Source organism: Citrobacter sp. Cpo147 (assembly GCF_030332405.1).
Lineage (GTDB): Bacteria > Pseudomonadota > Gammaproteobacteria > Enterobacterales > Enterobacteriaceae > Citrobacter > Citrobacter portucalensis.
On the sequence record NZ_JAOWHX010000030.1, the window covers coordinates 338044 to 357306 of the forward strand.

The following is a 19263-nucleotide window of genomic DNA, read 5'->3' on the forward strand; positions in this document are numbered from 1 at the left end:
CTGCTAAAAAAGAGAAATGATGATGCAACCTGGGAAAGGGTTTTTAGTCTGGCTGGCTGGTCTTAGCGTGCTTGGTTTTCTGGCAACGGATATGTATCTACCCGCCTTTGCTGCTATTCAGTCCGATCTGCAAACACCTGCATCTGCCGTCAGCGCCAGCCTGAGCTTGTTCTTAGCCGGTTTTGCCGTCGCACAACTGCTGTGGGGGCCGCTTTCTGACCACTATGGTCGCAAGCCTATTTTGCTGCTGGGTTTATCTATCTTCGCACTAGGCAGTCTGGGTATGCTGTGGGTTGAAAACGCCACTGGTCTACTGGTACTGCGATTTGTTCAGGCCGTTGGCGTCTGTGCGGCATCGGTTATCTGGCAAGCGCTGGTTACCGATTATTATCCTTCACAAAAAGTAAACCGCATCTTTGCTACTATTATGCCGCTGGTCGGGTTATCTCCTGCACTCGCCCCGCTATTAGGCAGTTGGATCCTGGTACATTTTTCCTGGCAGGCCATTTTTGCCACTCTGTTTGCCATTACTCTGATTCTGATGCTTCCGGCTCTGCGTCTAAAGCCAACGGCTAAAGCGCGCGATGACAGCCAGGATAAACTGACTTTCGCCACCTTGCTGCGCTCGAAAACTTACCGTGGAAACGTGCTGATTTATGCCGCCTGTTCCGCGAGCTTTTTCGCATGGCTGACGGGTTCCCCGTTCATCCTCAGCGAAATGGGTTATAGCCCAGCGGTAATTGGTCTGAGCTATGTTCCGCAAACTATCGCCTTCTTAATTGGTGGTTACGGCTGTCGTGCAGCGCTGCAAAAATGGCAGGGTCGTCAGCTGCTGCCCTGGTTACTCATCCTGTATGCCTTCAGCGTTGTAGGCACCTGGGCGACCGGTTTTATTCATCATGTTGCATTGGCTGAAATCCTGATCCCATTCTGCGTTATGGCGATTGCGAACGGCGCAATCTACCCTATCGTTGTCGCGCAGGCATTACGCCCTTTCCCACAGGCCACGGGACGCGCAGCCGCATTGCAGAATACGCTGCAACTGGGTTTATGCTTCCTGGCAAGCCTTGTCGTTTCCTGGTTGATTGCCACCCCGCTGCTCACCACCACCAGCGTTATGCTGACAACAGTATTGCTGGCTGCTGTGGGTTACAAAATGCAATCGCAGAAAACTGACGCCCCGCAAACAGATGATCATGCGCAAGTTGCCCACGGAGAGTCGCACTAATAATGGTTGCGGGCATTTAGTTAGCCCGCTAACAATTATCGGTTGAATCGTCAAAAATTCAGGCATATACTGATTTTCAGTTGTTAAAAAAACGATAATTTTAATGCGTTAACGGGGACAAGAACGTTCCCGTTTTACCACGGATGGCCTTTTCGGCAAGGGTTTCTCCCTTCCTCTGTTCTACGTCGGATTATAGATTCGCGGATTAATTCCGTGAGATTTCTCACAAAGCCCAAAAAAGCGTCTACGCTGTTTTAAGGTTCTGATCACCGACCAGTGATGGAGAAGCTATGAGTTCATCATGTATAGAAGACGTCAGCGTACCGGATGATGACTGGTACCGCATTACCAATGAATTATTGAGCCGTGCAGGCATTGCCATTAATGGCCCTGCACCGGCTGATATTCGAGTAAAGAACCCCGATTTTTTCAAACGCGTATTGCAGGAAGGATCGTTAGGGTTGGGTGAAAGTTATATGGATGGCTGGTGGGAATGCGACCGGCTGGACATGTTTTTTAGTAAAGTCTTGCGTGCCGGTCTTGAAAACCAACTCCCCCGCCACTTTAAAGATACGCTACGTATCGCCACGGCTCGCCTGTTCAATTTACAGACCAAAAAACGTGCGTGGATGGTCGGCAAAGAACATTACGATTTGGGCAACGATCTCTTTACCCGCATGCTTGACCCCTATATGCAGTATTCCTGCGCCTACTGGAAAGATGCCAACACTCTGGAATCTGCCCAACAGGCGAAGCTCAAAATGATTGCTGAAAAATTGCAACTGAAGCCAGGAATGCGGGTGCTTGATATTGGCTGTGGCTGGGGTGGTTTATCCCAGTTTATGGCATCGCAATATGGTGTGAGCGTGGTGGGTGTGACCATTTCGGCAGAACAGCAGAAAATGGCACAGGAACGTTGCGCTGGGCTGGATGTCACCATTTTGCTGCAGGATTATCGCGACCTGAACGACAAATTCGACCGCATTGTCTCCGTCGGCATGTTTGAACATGTTGGACCGAAGAACTACGCCACCTATTTTGAGGTGGTCGATCGTAATTTAAAACCGGATGGTCTCTTTTTACTGCACAGCATCGGCTCCAAAAAAACCGACAATAACGTTGATCCGTGGATCAATAAGTATATCTTCCCAAACGGGTGTTTGCCGTCAGTTCGCCAGATTGCCAACGCCAGCGAACCGCATTTTGTGATGGAAGACTGGCATAATTTTGGCGCGGATTACGACACGACGCTGATGGCATGGCACGAGCGTTTCATGAACTCCTGGCCTGAAATCGCCGATAACTATACCGAACGTTTCAAACGGATGTTCAGCTATTATCTGAACGCCTGCGCCGGGGCGTTTCGTGCTCGTGACATTCAGCTATGGCAGGTGGTATTTTCCCGCGGTGTTGAACACGGTCTGCGCGTTCCCCGCTAATCGTTTTCGCCCCCGTAGCAACGGGGGCTTTACTCTCAGGCTTAGGCTCCCGCTTCGCCCGTTATGTTGCTGATGGCGCTTTCACGCGCCGCCAGGACACGTTCAACGGTATCAACCACCGCCTGCGTTTGGGGATCGATTTCGATATTAACCCGCGCGCCCAGCTTTTTCTTGCCAAGCGTAGTACGCTCCAGCGTTTCCGGAATCAAATGCACACAAAAACGCGTCGGCGTCACTTCACCGACCGTCAGACTGATACCGTCAATACCAATAAATCCTTTGTACAGGATATATTTCATCAGCGACGGGTCCTGGACTTTAAACCACACCTGACGGTTATTCTCCGAGGTCAGAATTTTCGACACTTCGGCAGTGGTCATAATATGGCCCGACATTAAATGTCCGCCAATCTCATCACTGAATTTTGCCGCACGTTCAACGTTAACCAAATCTCCGACCTTCAGATCGCCCAGGTTGGTGATACGCAGCGTTTCTTTCATCAGGTCGAAGCTTATCTGGTTACCGTTAATTTCGGTGACCGTCAGGCAGCACCCATTGTGGGCAACCGATGCGCCGGTCTCCAGCGCATCCAGCATATATTCAGGCAACTCCACAACATGCGTACGAAAATTTGGTTTTTCATCAATGGACACCAATTTTGCGGTGCCCTGCACAATACCCGTAAACATACTTCCTACTCCTGAACTCAATTAAGACATCTCTGCACAGCACAATAGCAGGTGGAAATTCAGGTTGCCAGCAATGCGCCACCAGCGCCTGTTTTTTCACTGGAGAATTACGTATTCCTCGCTACAATAGACTGAAATTTCCCCTGCTTTTTCTCCTTGCTGCCATATAAGGCGGCTTTTTTAGTCTCTCAAATAACAACAATATAGTGGTGTACACGTGCAAAAGTATGTAAGTGAAGCGCGTCAGTTATTAGCTCTGGCAATTCCGGTGATTCTTGCGCAAATCGCTCAAACCGCAATGGGATTCGTTGATACCGTCATGGCGGGCGGATACAGCGCGACGGATATGGCGGCAGTCGCCATTGGTACTTCCATCTGGCTACCGGCCATTCTGTTTGGTCACGGACTACTGCTGGCGTTGACGCCGGTAATTGCGCAACTCAATGGTTCCGGACGCCGCGACCGTATCGCCCATCAAATACGTCAGGGCTTCTGGCTGGCGGGCAGCGTCTCCGTGCTGATTATGGTTGTGCTATGGAATGCGGGGTACATTATTCGCTCCATGCATAACATTGACCCAGCGCTGGCAGATAAAGCCGTTGGTTACCTGCGTGCCCTGCTGTGGGGCGCACCGGGTTATCTGTTCTTCCAGGTAGCCCGTAACCAGTGCGAAGGATTAGCAAAGACTAAACCGGCGATGGTGATGGGATTTCTCGGCCTGCTGGTGAACATTCCAGTTAACTATGTTTTCATCTATGGGCATTTAGGCATGCCGGAACTGGGTGGCGTGGGTTGTGGTGTGGCAACAGCAGCGGTTTACTGGGTGATGTTTATCGCCATGCTCTCTTACATCAAACGTGCGCGTTCAATGCGCGATATCCGTAATGAGGGTGGTTTCCAGAAACCTGACACTGCAGTAATGAAGCGTCTGGTACAGCTGGGTTTACCTATCGCGCTGGCGTTATTTTTCGAAGTAACGCTGTTTGCGGTGGTCGCGCTGCTGGTTTCCCCGCTGGGGATTGTCGACGTAGCCGGACACCAGATCGCACTGAACTTCAGTTCGTTAATGTTCGTCCTGCCAATGTCTCTGGCTGCCGCCGTCACCATTCGTGTCGGTTATCGTCTGGGCCAGGGTTCGACGCTGGATGCGCAAACTGCAGCCAGAACGGGTCTGGGTGTTGGTGTCTGCATGGCTGTCGTAACGGCGATTTTCACCGTGACATTCCGCGAGCATATTGCCCTGCTCTATAACAATAACCCGGAAGTTGTCGCCCTGGCGGCTCAGCTCATGTTACTGGCCGCGGTGTATCAAATTTCGGACTCTATCCAGGTTATTGGCAGCGGGATCCTGCGTGGTTATAAAGATACGCGTTCCATTTTCTTTATTACCTTTACGGCATACTGGGTGCTGGGTCTGCCGAGCGGTTATATTCTGGCGCTTACCGATCTGGTAGTTGACCGGATGGGACCAGCGGGATTCTGGATGGGCTTTATTATCGGCCTGACCTCTGCGGCGATACTGATGATGCTGCGGATGCGGTTTCTACAACGCCAGCCGTCAGCGGTTATTTTACAACGCGCTGCGCGATAACCTCATAAAAGCCGCCGCCAGGCGGCTTTTTTTCGCCTCAAAACGGGCTGTCATTTTTGGCGTTCATCCACGCTTCACTAATGGGATGCCTGAAATGCAGTTCACTGGCATGCAGCATCAATCGCGGCGTTTGTTCAGTGCCAGGCAGCAAACGCCCGCCATACAAATCACATCCTAAAATGGGATGTCCTAACTGCTGACAATGGATCCGTAGTTGATGGGTGCGCCCGGTTTCAGGGGTCAGTTGTACCCGCGTCAAGGGGAGCTGCGTCCCCTCTTCCTGACGATGATAAAAGCGCTCGACAACCTGATAGCGCGAGCGTGCGGGTTTGCCGTTGAGAGCACAAATCGACATCAATGGAAACAGCGCCGGGTCTTTAGCAATCGCTGCATCGATAACCCCTTCGTCGTTTTCCAGATGCCCGCATAACAGCGCGCTGTACACCTTAGTGACCGTACGCTGGCTGAACTGCTGGCAAAGCGCGGCGTTGATAGCCTTGTTACGAGCGACCACCATCAGCCCAGAAGTGCCGAAATCAAGCCGATGTACCAGCGTGCAGCCAGGGTAAATCTGTACCAGCCGGTGATGTACCGAATCGAGATTCTGCGGATTTTTGCCCGACAGGCTAAGCAACCCGCTGGGTTTATTGATGAGCAACAGATGCTCGTCCTGATAGAGGGTCTCTATCTCGTCATGGCAAGGCGGGGCAATAAAGGTATCGAGGATCGTAGACATCAGGCGGCCAGAATGAGGTGTGGGAACGGATGATAACGAATTTTCACCACAGTGGCGAATCTGAGCATTGACCCAATGGCTGGCATGGTAGAGTGTGATTTATCCTGAGTGCGATGAGAGGGTTACTCTGTGCAACAAATCAATTTTTACATGGTGGATGCCTTTACCACCACGACGTTTGGCGGTAATACCGCAGCAGTCTGTCCGCTCACGGACTGGTTGCCCGATGAAACATTATTAAAGATGGCGCAGCAGCATAACCAGTCAGAAACCGCTTTTTTTGTCGCCGATGAGAATGGTTTTGAGCTGCGTTGGTTTACCACTCAGGGTGAAATCAATCTTTGTGGGCATGCCACGCTTGCCGCCGCGCATGTCATCTTTGAACATCTGGATTACCCGGATACGAAAATCCAATTTGCTACCCGCTTTGTGGGACCGCTGACGGTCACGCGCTGCGGTGAATGGCTGACGCTTGATTTTCCAGCCTGGCCAAGCGAATCTGCCGTGCCGCCAGCTTTACTGCTGGAAACATTAGGCATCACCGAATACAAAGAGGTGCGTGTGGCAAGAGATTACATGGTGGTGCTGGAAAATCAACAGCAGGTTGAGGCTGTGCGCCCAAACATCCACGCCATGCTGCCGCTGGGGAAAATGGTATGCATCACCGCGCCGGGTGACGGGGAATACGATTTTGTCAGCCGTTTCTTTTGCCCGGGTGAAGCCGTCGCGGAAGACCCGGTCACAGGCTCGGCACATAGCATGCTGATCCCTTACTGGGCTGGAAAACTGAATAAAACACAGATGCTGGCACGCCAGGTCTCTGAACGCGGCGGGGATTTACGCTGTCAGTTAGCAGGAACGCGTGTTTATATCAGTGGGCAGGCGATAACTTATCTGACCGGTAAAGTGCTGTTGCGCTAGCGGCCTTACCCAAAATAACCAATCCATGGAGGATTTATGTCGAACAAACTCGTGCAGATACACTTTGATTTTCATGGTCCGTTTGGGGCTGAGATGTCGAATCAGCTCGTTGAACTGGCCGAATCAATCAACCAGGAGCCGGGGTTCATCTGGAAAATCTGGACCGAGAACGAAGCAAATCACGAAGCGGGTGGCATCTACCTGTTCCAGAACGAAGACACCGCTCAGGCCTATATCAAAAAGCATACCGCCCGCCTGAAGCACCTGGGTGTGGAAGAAGTAACGTTCAAAATCTTCGATATCAATGAACCGTTAAGTAAAATTAACCACGGTCATATCAGCTAAACTTTTGCCTTAGACGCCCCTCCCGGGGCGTTTCTTCATTTCCCCCGGCTTTCCCCTCATCAAAAGCGATCCCCCTCTTTCGTCACCTCGCGATTGCGCTATAGCGTGTGCCAAGTTTGCAATAGTTCACAAAATCATCACTCGCGAAAACTATCTCTAGCAGGAAGTGGCATAAAGGCGTATAAAATAATACAAACAGTATTATTTTATACAAAATGAATCACAAACTGCGACTGGAGATTCTCATATGACCGCGGACATTACACTGAACTCATCTGCTGGAAGCTTCCCGCCAGCAGGTCATTACTCGCACAGTACAACGGCTGGCGGATTCGTCTTCATTTCCGGGCAGTTGCCGGTCACTTTCGACGGCGAGAAAAAAGCGGATGCCTCTTTTGAAGATCAAACCCGGCTGGTACTCAAGAATATTGATGCTTGTCTGGCTGGTGCTGGGGCATCACGTCAGCATCTGGTGTCTGTTCGCGTCTATGTGACGGATATGAACCAGTGGCCGACGTTTAACAAAATCTATGGAGAGTGGATCGGCGATTTCCGTCCATCCCGTGCAGTAGCAGGTGTTGCGGAACTTCATTATGGTTTTGCGCTGGAAGTTGAAGCTATTGCGTTGGCCCCGCAAGCGTGACGTTTAAAAACATACAGGTGAACAACAATGACTGAAATGACACTGCCTGATTATAACGATGTTGCCGCTGCGGCAGAGCGCATCGCAGATTATGCTAACAAAACGCCGGTGATGACCTCCCGAACGGTTAACGAAGAATTTGGCGCGGAAGTCTTCTTTAAGTGCGAAAACTTCCAGAGAATGGGCGCCTTCAAATTTCGCGGCGCTATGAATGCGCTACGCCAGTTCACCCCACAACAACGCGCTGCGGGCGTCGTGACGTTTTCTTCCGGCAACCATGCACAGGCCATTGCCCTGTCGGCAAAGTTGTTGGGCATTCCAGCAACAATTATCATGCCGCATGATGCCCCGGCGGCCAAAGTTGCGGCGACGAAAGGCTATGGCGGAAAAGTGGTAACTTACGATCGCTATACTGAAGATCGTGAAAAAATTGGTCGGGACCTGGCAGAGAAACAGGGGTTAACGCTGATTCCCCCTTATGACCATCCGCACGTGATCGCAGGCCAGGGCACCGCCACAAAAGAGCTGATTGAAGAAGTGGGTCAGTTAGACGCCCTTTTCGTGTGTCTGGGCGGTGGCGGCCTGCTCTCAGGATCCGCCCTGGCGGCCAGACATCTGTCTCCTGACTGCATCATCTATGGTGTCGAACCTGAGGCGGGTAACGATGGTCAACAGTCGTTCCGAAGTGGAAAAATAGTTCATATCGATACGCCCAAAACCATTGCTGACGGTGCTCAGACTCAACATCTCGGGAACTATACGTTTCAGATTATCAAGCAAAACGTGAACGATATTCTGACTGTTTCAGACGCTGAGTTAGTTGCCTCAATGAAATTTATCGCTGAACGCATGAAAATCGTCGTAGAGCCGACCGGGTGTCTGGGTTTTGCTGCCGCCAGAGCGCGTAAAGCTGAACTTCGCGGCAAGAAAATCGGCATTATCATCAGCGGCGGAAACGTGGATATCAGTCGCTACAGTGAATTTCTGGCCGGATGATAAACAGGGTATCTGCCATGCAGATACCCTACTTTTACTGTCTGTACACTCCCGTCTGGAAAAACGCTCCCAGGTCACTGTAAACTGCTCGCAATCATGGCAACAGACATCACCGCAGGAGACTGGCATGCCAAAAACCGACAATAACTCGCTTCTCAGCCAAATTGATACTATCGCCAGGGGATTGAGTGAGACCTTCTCTCCGTTTTGCGAAGTGGTGGTTCATGACCTCAAAAATCCTGAACATGCCATTTTGTCCATCCATAATAATCTGTCCGGACGTCAACCCGGCCAGCCAGCAACCGAGCTTGGCCTGGCGAGAATCGCATCACCTGACTTTCCCAGCATCATTGCGAACTACAGTAATCAGTTTGCCGATGGCCGCCCGGTGAAAAGTACCTCCATTGGCATCAAGGACGAAGACGGCAAATACGTAGCGGCACTTTGCCTGAATGTCGATATGACGCTGTTCCGTGGTATGCAGAGTGCTCTTGCGCGTTTTACTGAAACTGAAAATTCCCCCATTAAGGAACATATCGATCCCGGCAGTAATGAAGTCATCCGCCAGCGTATTGATGACTTTGCCGCTAAACGCGCGACGACGGCCCGAGCACTTAAACCTCAAGACCGTAAGCTGCTGATTCAACAATTACGCCAGGACGGTTTGCTGAACGTACGCAAATCTATGGACACAGTAGCGCAGCATCTGGGCGTATCGAGGGCCACCGCCTATCTGTATGCCCGCCAGTCAGCTCAGGCGGGTGAATAAACGGGTTCAGATAGACCACACTTGCCGCGTATAGAATTTCTGTCCTTGATTACCGACACGAAGCGTTCCCGCTCCACTAAAGGCGGCTTCGTGCCCGATATGGTTACCTACCAGTAAACAACCAAATCCAGCCGCAGTGAAAAAATAAACCTTTATTTTCGTGCGTATTTATTGGCACTGAGTAAATAGATGATTTATTTTTGTACATACATAGTGAAATTTAGCTTTACTCAAATAACACACCAGCATTTTTAATGCACCACAGCAGAACAGACAACAAATAACCCACTGATTTAAAAGAGTTAAAAAGCCATTGAAGTTATTACACCAATAATACCCATGCAATATATATAAATAGCGTGATATCTAAATTATAATTCTTTAACATCCGGCTGATTGGTGAGGTAAGAATGCGGTTAATGGTCATGTTGGTAAGCTTTGTACTCTCCACCCAGCTATGGGCAGGTGAACTTTCCAGGCCCACCGGTAAAGTGCTTTTAACGCTGTCGGGTAATATTGAAAATACAAATGCAGACGGGAAAGCCGTTTTTGATACCGCCAGCCTTGAGAAGCTGGGCATGGTCAGTTTCCAGACCACCTCCCCCTGGTATAATGGGCGCACTACCTTTACGGGTATTCCGCTAAAAAAGCTCATGGATTATGTCGGGGCTAACGGCTCTGTTGTTAAGGTCACTGCACTCAATGACTACACCACCGTTATCCCTCTTAGTGATTTCAAAAAATACAATGCTATCCTTGCGTTAAAAATCAACGGAAAATATATGCGCATCCGTGACAAAGGCCCGTTATTCATTGTCTACCCCTATGACAGCATGCCAGAACTGAATAATCAGATTTATTATTCAAGGTCTGCATGGCAGGTCAGTAGTATGGATATTGAGTAAGCGTTCAGGGGAACATCATGAACAGAATACTGGCTGGCATCATCTTTTTTCTTTTTATATCTACCGGGTATATCTCTTTCCTCGTGCATGAACGGCAACAAGAGTTACAGAAACTGACTCACTACACCGATTCCTGGTCTGCTGCTCAGCTGGTATCACAATATTACCGATTTGAATCGTTGCTTGGTCTTTACACTATCGATGATACGATGAATCTCGATGATGTACGTATGCGCCTCGACATTATGCTTAGCCAGAGTGATTTGATAAAAGAAGGAGACCTGGGGCGCTACATCGAAAGCAATATAGCCCACCGTGAACTGGCGGTAAAACTTGAAAATACCCTTAGTTTTCTGGATGTTAATCTAGAGAAAATGAACCGTTTAGCACTCCAGGCTTATCTGAAAAAAATGCATACTCTGGATGCGCCACTGGGTCGTCTTTCATCTGGTGCGTTAAACAAAGATGTTAACTCGATCAATAACGCCAACCAAAAAATTCAGACGCTGTACTATATTTATTCTGCTACCTCTGTGCTGCTGATAATACTGAGTGCGATTCTGGGCGTGCTCATTTTCTATCAAAACAGAAATATTCTGCGGGCGCACCTGCAGGTCAAGAGTCTTGCCGAAGAACTGCAGAAATCTAAAGAAAAACTGCAAATGCAGAATGCTAAACTGGAATATGACGTCTATCATGACTCTCTTACCGAGATGAATAACCGTCAGCTATTCTGGAGCGATTTAAATAAAACAATTGAGAGAGCAGAAAAAAATCACGATTCTGTGACTGTGATGTTGTTTGATTTAGATCGATTCAAAGAAGTAAATGATACGTATGGTCATGATGCCGGTGATATGTTGCTACGCCAGATATCTGACCGACTGGTTTCGATGAGCCTTACCTCGGATACGCTGTATCGCCTGGGTGGAGATGAATTTGCGTTTCTCTCAAGCGGCCTGACAGAAAGCCACGCCGTTTCGCGCGCCCAGAAAATATGTGAATTTATCAGCCAGCCCTACACTATTTATAACACGATTATCAACATAACCACCTGTGTTGGCATTGTTATCTCAGACACTGAACGTCGTTCCGACTATCTTTATAAATTTGCCGATCTGGCCCTTTATGAAGCCAAAGGTGAAGGCTCTGGTAAGATAAAAGTCTTCCGACAACGAATGTTAGAAAAGCTACAAGAAAGCAGAACGCTTGAGCATGATATGGCATTGGCAATAGTGAACAAAGAATTCGTGGTTTATTATCAGCCCATTGTTGACTCCTTCAGCCAGGAAATTTATAGCTATGAAGCCCTAATTCGTTGGCTCCATCCTCTAAAGGGCCTCCTGTCGCCGGATAACTTTATTCCTGTTGCTGAAAAAACCGGAATGATTAATGAGATGGGGAAAGCTGTGCTTGAAATTGCCTGCCGGGAAGCGGCTTGTTGGGCGATTCCGGCTAAAATTTCAGTGAATGTCTCTCCTGTCCAGCTAAGCAGCAAAGCCTTTGTCGGTATCGTACTGTCTATTCTGAAAGAAACTGGACTACCAGCCGATCGTCTTGAACTGGAAGTAACAGAATCCTCTATCTTCACTGAGAGTACCACGCCGATGAACACACTTAACAAACTCAGAGCCATGGGTGTAAAAATCTCCATCGATGATTTTGGCACCGGATATTCTTCCCTTTCGCGCCTGAGCAGGCTTGCCTTCGATAAAATTAAAATAGACAAGTCGTTTGTCCATTCAATATCCACACAGGAAGATGCACTTAATATCATCAAACTGATCACCGGCATGGCGAAATCCCTCAATATGAAGGCTGTTGCTGAAGGTGTTGAAACGCAGGAACAACTAAAAAGCCTTCAGGCGCTGGGCTGCGATTTCGCCCAAGGATATCTGTTTGGTAAACCTCAGCCTTGTATCGATGAGAAAATCAGAAACGGTTGAATCGCTCTCAGACTATTTGATCATCAACCGTAGCGCTAAATCATTCGGATAAGGATCAAAATAGTTCTGGGTAAGCAGATAGCTGTCTGGGTATTCAGCCAGATAGTGCTTGAGTAGCGTCAGAGGCGCCAATATTGGCAGCAGCCCACCGCTATAGTTGAGGATAACGTCACGTAACTCTCCGCGCTGGCGGGTGTTCAACCGTTCGCGGAAGTAGCCCTGGATATGCATCAGTACGTTGGTGTGATTTTTCCGTGAGGCGGGCTTTTTGAGGATTGTCATGAGCTTTTCACGATAGACAACGAAAAAAGCGTCCAAATCATCCCACTGGTGAAGCGAGGCTACGAATGGGCCGATTTCCCGGTAACCGGCCTGGTGATGAGCCAGAAGCTGGAGCTTATAGCGACTGTGAAAGTTGAGTAAGCCATGGCGAGTAAGACCATTGGCCCGCAGCCTATTAAGCTCATGCAATGCGAACACGCGTTCGACAAAGTTCTCCCTCAGCACCGGATCGTGCAAGCGGCCATCTTCTTCGACTGGCAACCACGGGTAGGTTTCCATTAATGCACCAGTAAACAGACCAGTCCCTTCTTTTCGCCCACGATTTCCCTTCTCGTCATACAGTCTCACTCTTTCCATACCGCAACTCGGTGATTTAGCACAGACGATAAAACCCGAGAGGCCACCAAGTCCCTGAAGATATGAGTTGGCGAAATCGGACATTTTATCGGTTACATCCTCACCAGGCGCATGGCTAAAACAGATGCGGACATTCCCTTGGGCGGTTTGAACCAGACGCAACGCGGGACGTGGTACAGGCAAACCGATAGACATCTCAGGGCAGACAGGTTTGAAAGTCACCCACTGAGCCAGCTCGTCCATCACAAACCCCATCCGTTTATGCCCACCGTCGAATCGCACGGCTGAACCAGTTAAACATCCACTAATCCCGATGACAGGCTGATTGTTCATAACGCCCCCCTCGTTAATTGATGACCCTTTTCGGGAAAAAATGACGGTTTCACTATTAAATCATAGCGTACGTTATCTGCTGTGAGATGGAAGAAAGACCGGAGACTTCAGTTTAGACTGGTACTGTTTTCAGGGAGGAGATCAAGGATAGCTCTCCCGCCAGTGAAGCAAGGACAATAAGAATGTAGCCTTAGTGCAACATCTTTATTCTAAATATCTGCAGCTAAAGTTGGTAAATCCCCTGAACGGTTCTATAGTCGGGACTGCTTCTCATTACAGGGTTCACTAATGCGATTTAACGGACTGACTAAAGGCTTCTTCATTTTCATACTTGCCCTCGTGACCTGGGCGTTCTTCGATGTATTGTCCCCCTACTTTTCCGCCATTTTGTGGGCCGCGATATTAACGACTATCTTTAACCCGGTAAAAAACAGACTGCGTAGCGCGCTTGGCGAACGCAACGGGCTGGCATCGTTGATTACCATCGTCATTATCTGTCTGATTGTCTTTATCCCGCTGATGGTAATCCTGTCATCGCTGGCCATTGAACTGAACGTGGTGTACACCAAACTGCAACAGAATGACACGCAGTTCCCGGAAGTCGTCACTTCTATTCTTTCGTACCTTCCTGACTGGGCCAGAGGGTTTCTGGCAGAACACAATCTGGATGATGTCGCGCAGATCCAGAAAAAACTGTCCGATGTCGTGCTGCAAGGCGGGCAGTACCTTGCTGGCAGTGCATTTCTGATTGGGAAAGGGACATTCGGCTTTGCTATCAGTTTTGGCATCATGCTGTATCTGCTGTTCTTCTTACTGAAGGATGGACCGTATCTGGTGCGCCAGATTCTGGACTCATTACCCCTTTCTGATTTTGCCAAACAGCACCTGTTTGCCAAATTCGTCGGCGTGACGCGGGCAACCGTCAAGGGCACGGCGGTTGTCGCTTTGGTTCAGGGTATTCTTGGCGGCATCGCGTTTGCAATTGTGGATATCGACGGCAGCGTTCTGTGGGGTGCATTGATGGCGTTTCTCTCCCTCGTGCCTGCAGTGGGCTCAGCGATCGTCTGGGTACCTGCAGCAATATTCCTGTTCGCCACCCACCAGCTATGGCAAGGGCTGTTTATCGTTGGCTTCTTCGTGATTATCGTTGGGCTGGTGGACAATATCCTGCGCCCGCTGCTGGTAGGTAAAGACACCAAAATGCCGGACTATCTGATTTTGATTACCACTCTCGGCGGCATGGAGATCTACGGCATTAACGGCTTTGTGATTGGCCCCCTGATTGCTGCACTATTCATAACCTGCTGGAACCTGTTTTCCGGGCGTGACCATGAAGGTAACGTGGAAGGAATCGACGAAGCCTTTATGGAGGAAGGAAAAAATCCTCCAGATTTATGATTGCAGGACGATAACAGAAGGCGGTTTCGGGACCGCCTTTTTATTTTCACGCAAAATCATGTGTTTCCTATAATTGCAATCATGCGTATTCATTAATCGTCGCAGAAGGAACTAATCAGTGCGAATTGCCACAATCACCAACTGGGCCTATAGCGCGACGGTATGCCTGACCATCGCTTCAGGCGTTGTCATGCTGATGGCATCCAGCGCCGATAACACAGAACGCCAGGTGGTAGAACAGCGTTATCAGTTCGATCAACTTACCGAAGAAGTCGAACTCGATGCCTGGTCGCTGTCCGACCTGGCGCGCGACTATGTTATTGCAAAAGATCCTGAGGTGCTTAACGCCTACCGTCAGAAAGAAGCGACGCTGAAAGCTGTTGAGCATCGGCTGTCAAAGCTCAAAAACCTTGGGGCAACGGATGAAGAGCTGGCGCTATTGCACGAAGGGCTACAGATTGTTGATGCCCTGCAGGACGAGCAAGCTGCGGCGCTTGCCAGCGTCGCGCGCGCAGAAGAGTCGCAGGCTATTGCCCTGCTCTATGGGAAAAGCTATGAACAGGAACTGGAACGCGCCCAGGACCGGATAGATCATTTCCGCCAACTGCTCGATAACCGCGTACGCAATACAATTGAAGATGCAACCCAGTCATCTCGCATGCTGCGGACAGCCTCTGAAGTGATGGTCGGTCTGACAGCGCTGCTGTTTTTATTCGTTCTCGGTTTCATTTTAAAGCGTCGCGTCCTGCGCCCCGTCGTGCGTTTGAGCGATGTCGTAAACCGTCTCGCATCGCAGGATTATGCCGTTGAGACGCCCAGCTTTAACCAGATAGATGAAATAGGCGACATGGCGCAGGCGATCCGGATATTTCGCGAGAACGGTCTGGCTCGTCAGAGACTGGAGAAAGAGCGAGATGCCGACTGGGCAATCCGCGATCTGCTGGCACGTATGACGCAGCGTCTGCAGGGCTGCGAGAATTTTGCCGATGTCATCAATGTGGCGGAGCTGTTTGCACCGAATATTGCCCCAGGGATTGCCGGGCGGCTTTATATACTGGACCGGGAACCCTGGCAAATGCGCTGCGTTGCACAATGGCTTTCACCGCAGGGCAAAGCGGATGCGTTCCACCCGGATGAATGCTGGGCTGTGCGCCGCGGCCAGAGCCATCCTCCGGTACAAGGCGAACCCGATATCGCCTGCTACCATCTGCCGGAGTCATGCCAGCAGCATACCCTGTGCGTCCCGCTGATTGCCCAGGGCGAAGCCATCGGCCTGCTCTCATTCCAGAACCTTAGCGATGATTCCGCCCCCTCTCGTGCGTATCTGGAGCTAATGGCAGAAGCACTCGGCCTCGCATTAGCCAACCAGCGTCTGCGTGACGCCCTGCTGGAGAAAGCGCTCTACGACCCGCTAACCGGACTGCGCAACCGTCATCATCTTGAAGATACACTACGTACTCAGATGAGCCAGGCAGTGCGTAACAAAGAACCGATCAGTTGCCTGATGATCGATATCGATCATTTTAAAAGTATTAACGACCGCTTTGGCCATGAGGCAGGCGACAGCGTGATTAAAAGTATCGCCGCGACTATTCAGCGCGTGGTCCACGACAACGGCATGGCCTTCCGCTATGGCGGTGAAGAGTTTCTGGTGCTGCTGGCCAATACGGATGAACAGGCCGCTAACCGCTTTGCGACGGAAATCTACAACGGTGTACGCGAACTGTCGCTGCGCTTTGGCGTTTCCGATATTGGACACGTGGATGTCTCTATTGGCGTCGCCAGTTACCCGCAGCACGCCCAGAGCGACAACCTGTTACGCGCCGCAGATGTCGCACTGTACCGCGCGAAAGAGTTGGGACGTTCGCGCATTGTGAGCTTTGGCATGCTGGAAGCAAGCTGATATGTCCCATCACTTCGGGCATTGCTTTACCTCTGCGCCAGCGGGTGATATGTTAACAGGATGAACACAAAACACGATATCAACGGTTTTAATCACAACCTGTGGTGGCTGCCTTCTTAAAGGCGGTCAGAATGTGTTTTTCCCATTTTTAGATAACCGCCGAAAGGCGGTTATTTGCATTTAGAGACCCCTTTCGGTTTTATGACTAAGGAGTCTTACATGAACAATAAAACCATCATCCTCACTGGCGATCGTCCCACCGGCCCGCTGCATCTTGGCCATTATGTGGGGTCATTGCGCCAGCGCGCCACGCTGCAACACGATTATCAGCAGTTTATATTGGTGGCTGACCTACAAGGGTTAACCGATAACGGCAGCACACCGCAAAAGATCCGCAACAATATTCCCGAAGTACTTGCCGACTATCTTGCCGCAGGAATAGACCCGTCACTTACTACCATCTGTCTGCAATCGGCACTGCCTGCTCTCGCAGAGTTAACCGCGCTTTATATGAACATCGTTACCGTGGCTCGCGTGGAGCGTAATCCTACGGTCAAAAACGAAATTGCGCAGAAAGGGTTCGCCCGCTCGTTACCGGTTGGTTTTCTGGTTTATCCCATCAGTCAGGCGGCAGATATTACGGCCTTCAAAGCCGAAGTCGTTCCCGTCGGCGACGATCAGTTGCCAATGATTGAGCAGACTAACGAAATCGTGCATAAGATGAATAGCCTGTTACCGGCCCCCGTCCTATCGCACTGCAAAGCGCTGCTGAGTGAAACCAGCCGCCTTCCAGGGATCGACGGAAACGCTAAAATGTCAAAATCGCTTGGTAACACATTGCTCCTGTCAGCCAGCGAAGAAACCATTCACCGCGCGGTCAGCGCAATGTACACCGACCCTAATCATCTGAAAGTGTCCGACCCAGGGCAAATAGACGGCAATATGGTATTCACTTACCTCGATGCTTTTCATCCGGATAAAGCAAAAGTGGCGGAAATGAAAGCGCATTACCAACGGGGTGGACTGGGTGACCGGACATGCAAAAACGAGCTGGAAGTGTGCTTGCAAGAACTCATCGCGCCAATGCGCGAGCGGCGTGCAACCTACATTCAGGATAAAGGCATGCTGATGGCGATGCTCAAAAAAGGAAGCGAGCAGGCGCACGAGATTACGCAGCAGACATTAAGAGAAGTGAAGCAAGGGCTGGGTTTGCCGGTGTTCTAATCTGGATTGATGTCTCTCCCGGTGGGAAATAACCACCGGGAGGGGTGACTCTTTATGGCGCTAATTCAACTCATATCACGTGACACCCGAGGTTATGATTCAATGATACCCTGCTGAATGTAAATACCCTTTCCAGCCATTTACATGATTTACACATAGCACAATTACATAATCAAAATTAACCAGTAATCTCTATCCTTCCTCGCCTTTCCCCACCCTTATAAAATCGATTATATAACCTTAGCGAGTTTTAAAATGATTAACCGTAAAGCCACTGCATTATCTCTGACTGCGATTAGCATTTTATTTTCATCCGCTGTCTTTGCAGATGATTCAGGCAGCGTTAGCGACCAAATGACGGTAAAACTGACCGTCGAAAAATCATGCAAGGTCAGCGTTGATGATATGGATTTTGGCTCACACGGTAGTAATGATGGGGCTGTTACAGCCTCTGCCAAAGCTTATGTAACCTGTACAAACGGCACAGGGTATATGCTCGGAACGGATAAAACTCACGATTTCGAAATGAGTTCTAACGACACCGCCGATGCAAAAAAAGTAGCCTATACCCTTTCTACCGACCATCCTGGCGGCACTTCTCTGGCTGATAATGGTATTTCAGCTATCGGTACCGGTGAACAGCAAGCATTGCCCATCTTCGGGAAAGTAACGGCAAATGCCCTGAAACAGGCCTCTGCTGGGGACTATACCGATACCGTTACATTAACAGTTACATATTGATTTAATATTAAAGGTGCAGCATATGAAGCGATTTATTTTATGGGTTGGTGTTAGCGTCTTGAGCCTGGCCTGCACAATAAACTCATACGCTGCCACCTTGCAGGTGTACCCGGTCACTCTGGGATTCTGTGGTAAAGAATCCGCCCAGGCTATCTATGTACGTAACACAGGTAGCGCCACTATCGGGGCACAGATCCGTGTCTATGCGTGGAAACAGCAAAATAATAAAGACAACTTGACCGAGACCCAGGACGTAATGGTTAGCCCTCCTATGACCACAATCCCGGTCTCCCGCCAGCAATTGATCCGGGTTATCTTAACAACGCCAGGTAGTGGTGATAACGAGCAGGCCTACCGTATTATCGTTGATGAACTCCCTGGTGAAAATAATATGGCTGATAAAGATGGGGTTCGTTTCTTGCTGCGTTATTCCATCCCGGTATTTGTTAATTGTAAAGATACCCAACCCATCAGTAGTCAACTAGATGTATCAATCGATCGTTCAGTTCATCCATTAATGTTAAAAATAAAAAACAATGGCACACAGCATGTTAAATTAAGCGATGTTTTTATTTTTTCTGGCAAGAGAAGTGTTGCCATGAGCAATGGATTACTCGGGTATGTATTACCACATAGTGAAAAGGAATGGCCGTTACCGAATGGAATAACTACTGCGTCATCTTTATCACTTAATTTGAATGACAATGCTAAAACGCAGATCATTAACATTACACCTTAAATCCATTGTTGTTTTTTTATTGGTATGTCCCTCTGTCCAGTCAGCAGAAAATGAGACACTGTATCTGACTGCAACGAT

General features: G+C 49.5%; 18 protein-coding genes. 15 read left to right on the top strand and 3 right to left on the bottom strand.

The features are described from left to right. Positions 1-22: 22 nt before the first annotated feature. Together punC and cfa are read left to right on the top strand one after the other, a co-directional pair. Entirely contained in the window at positions 23-1228 is a 1206-nt protein-coding gene (gene punC, locus OGY06_RS04235; protein WP_003832754.1) for a purine nucleoside transporter PunC, read from the top strand. A gap of 290 nt (positions 1229-1518) precedes the next feature. Continuing rightward, positions 1519-2667 carry a cyclopropane fatty acyl phospholipid synthase gene (gene cfa / locus OGY06_RS04240; RefSeq protein ID WP_003832753.1) on the top strand — a complete coding sequence of 383 codons (1149 nt, stop codon included), beginning with the start codon at positions 1519-1521 and terminating at the stop codon, positions 2665-2667. 41 nt (positions 2668-2708) lie between these two features. Here the strand turns inward: cfa and OGY06_RS04245 are convergent, their stop codons facing one another. Continuing rightward, positions 2709-3356, bottom strand: coding sequence for a riboflavin synthase (locus tag OGY06_RS04245; RefSeq protein ID WP_003832752.1), 648 nt, complete (start codon positions 3354-3356; stop codon positions 2709-2711). Positions 3357-3573: 217 nt separating this feature from the next. Between OGY06_RS04245 and mdtK the strand changes: the two genes are divergently transcribed. Beyond that, positions 3574-4947: a multidrug efflux MATE transporter MdtK gene (mdtK, locus tag OGY06_RS04250; protein ID WP_003832751.1), complete on the top strand. Its 1374-nt coding sequence runs from the start codon at positions 3574-3576 to the stop codon at positions 4945-4947. Positions 4948-4984: 37 nt separating this feature from the next. On the opposite strand, the gene OGY06_RS04255 is transcribed toward mdtK, so the two are convergent. Continuing rightward, the gene (locus OGY06_RS04255) at positions 4985-5683 is read right to left on the bottom strand and encodes an RluA family pseudouridine synthase (protein WP_193133965.1); all 699 of its coding nucleotides are present in this window, start codon (positions 5681-5683) and stop codon (positions 4985-4987) included. 129 nt (positions 5684-5812) lie between these two features. Here OGY06_RS04255 and OGY06_RS04260 point away from each other — a divergent pair, with 129 nt between their 5' ends. The 7 genes from OGY06_RS04260 to OGY06_RS04290 all read left to right on the top strand — a co-directional run bounded on the left by OGY06_RS04260 (position 5813) and on the right by OGY06_RS04290 (position 12208). Then, the gene (locus OGY06_RS04260) at positions 5813-6604 is read left to right on the top strand and encodes a PhzF family phenazine biosynthesis protein (protein ID WP_164562834.1); all 792 of its coding nucleotides are present in this window, start codon (positions 5813-5815) and stop codon (positions 6602-6604) included. Positions 6605-6640: 36 nt separating this feature from the next. Then, the gene (locus OGY06_RS04265) at positions 6641-6949 is read left to right on the top strand and encodes a monooxygenase (protein WP_003832746.1); all 309 of its coding nucleotides are present in this window, start codon (positions 6641-6643) and stop codon (positions 6947-6949) included. Between the two features lie 247 nt (positions 6950-7196). Next, positions 7197-7592 (top strand): RidA family protein, encoded by a 396-nt coding sequence (locus tag OGY06_RS04270; RefSeq protein ID WP_003832744.1) that lies wholly within the window; start codon positions 7197-7199, stop codon positions 7590-7592. A gap of 27 nt (positions 7593-7619) precedes the next feature. Continuing rightward, a complete protein-coding gene (locus tag OGY06_RS04275) occupies positions 7620-8588 on the top strand; it encodes a threo-3-hydroxy-L-aspartate ammonia-lyase (protein WP_003832743.1) in 969 nt (322 codons plus the stop codon). Between the two features lie 127 nt (positions 8589-8715). Next, positions 8716-9357, top strand: coding sequence for a helix-turn-helix transcriptional regulator (locus OGY06_RS04280; RefSeq protein ID WP_008784655.1), 642 nt, complete (start codon positions 8716-8718; stop codon positions 9355-9357). A gap of 410 nt (positions 9358-9767) precedes the next feature. Continuing rightward, positions 9768-10262: a putative pterin-binding protein gene (locus OGY06_RS04285; protein ID WP_286604796.1), complete on the top strand. Its 495-nt coding sequence runs from the start codon at positions 9768-9770 to the stop codon at positions 10260-10262. Positions 10263-10279: 17 nt separating this feature from the next. Continuing rightward, positions 10280-12208 carry a putative bifunctional diguanylate cyclase/phosphodiesterase gene (locus OGY06_RS04290; protein WP_148362023.1) on the top strand — a complete coding sequence of 643 codons (1929 nt, stop codon included), beginning with the start codon at positions 10280-10282 and terminating at the stop codon, positions 12206-12208. A gap of 12 nt (positions 12209-12220) precedes the next feature. Here the strand turns inward: OGY06_RS04290 and OGY06_RS04295 are convergent, their stop codons facing one another. Then, the gene (locus OGY06_RS04295; protein WP_003832735.1) at positions 12221-13180 is read right to left on the bottom strand and encodes a YbgA family protein; all 960 of its coding nucleotides are present in this window, start codon (positions 13178-13180) and stop codon (positions 12221-12223) included. A 288-nt stretch (positions 13181-13468) separates the two neighbouring features. Here OGY06_RS04295 and OGY06_RS04300 point away from each other — a divergent pair, with 288 nt between their 5' ends. From OGY06_RS04300 to OGY06_RS04320, 5 genes are all read left to right on the top strand, one after another. Next, the gene (locus tag OGY06_RS04300; RefSeq protein WP_003832733.1) at positions 13469-14578 is read left to right on the top strand and encodes an AI-2E family transporter; all 1110 of its coding nucleotides are present in this window, start codon (positions 13469-13471) and stop codon (positions 14576-14578) included. A 118-nt stretch (positions 14579-14696) separates the two neighbouring features. Beyond that, positions 14697-16481, top strand: a complete 1785-nt coding sequence (locus OGY06_RS04305) for a diguanylate cyclase (RefSeq protein WP_286604802.1) — start codon at positions 14697-14699, stop codon at positions 16479-16481. A 219-nt stretch (positions 16482-16700) separates the two neighbouring features. Continuing rightward, positions 16701-17705 carry a tryptophan--tRNA ligase gene (gene trpS, locus OGY06_RS04310; protein ID WP_032943285.1) on the top strand — a complete coding sequence of 335 codons (1005 nt, stop codon included), beginning with the start codon at positions 16701-16703 and terminating at the stop codon, positions 17703-17705. 255 nt (positions 17706-17960) lie between these two features. Then, positions 17961-18446, top strand: coding sequence for a Csu type fimbrial protein (locus OGY06_RS04315; protein ID WP_003832728.1), 486 nt, complete (start codon positions 17961-17963; stop codon positions 18444-18446). A gap of 22 nt (positions 18447-18468) precedes the next feature. Further along, positions 18469-19185, top strand: coding sequence for a fimbrial biogenesis chaperone (locus tag OGY06_RS04320; RefSeq protein ID WP_003832727.1), 717 nt, complete (start codon positions 18469-18471; stop codon positions 19183-19185). The last annotated feature ends 78 nt before the right edge of the window (positions 19186-19263 follow it).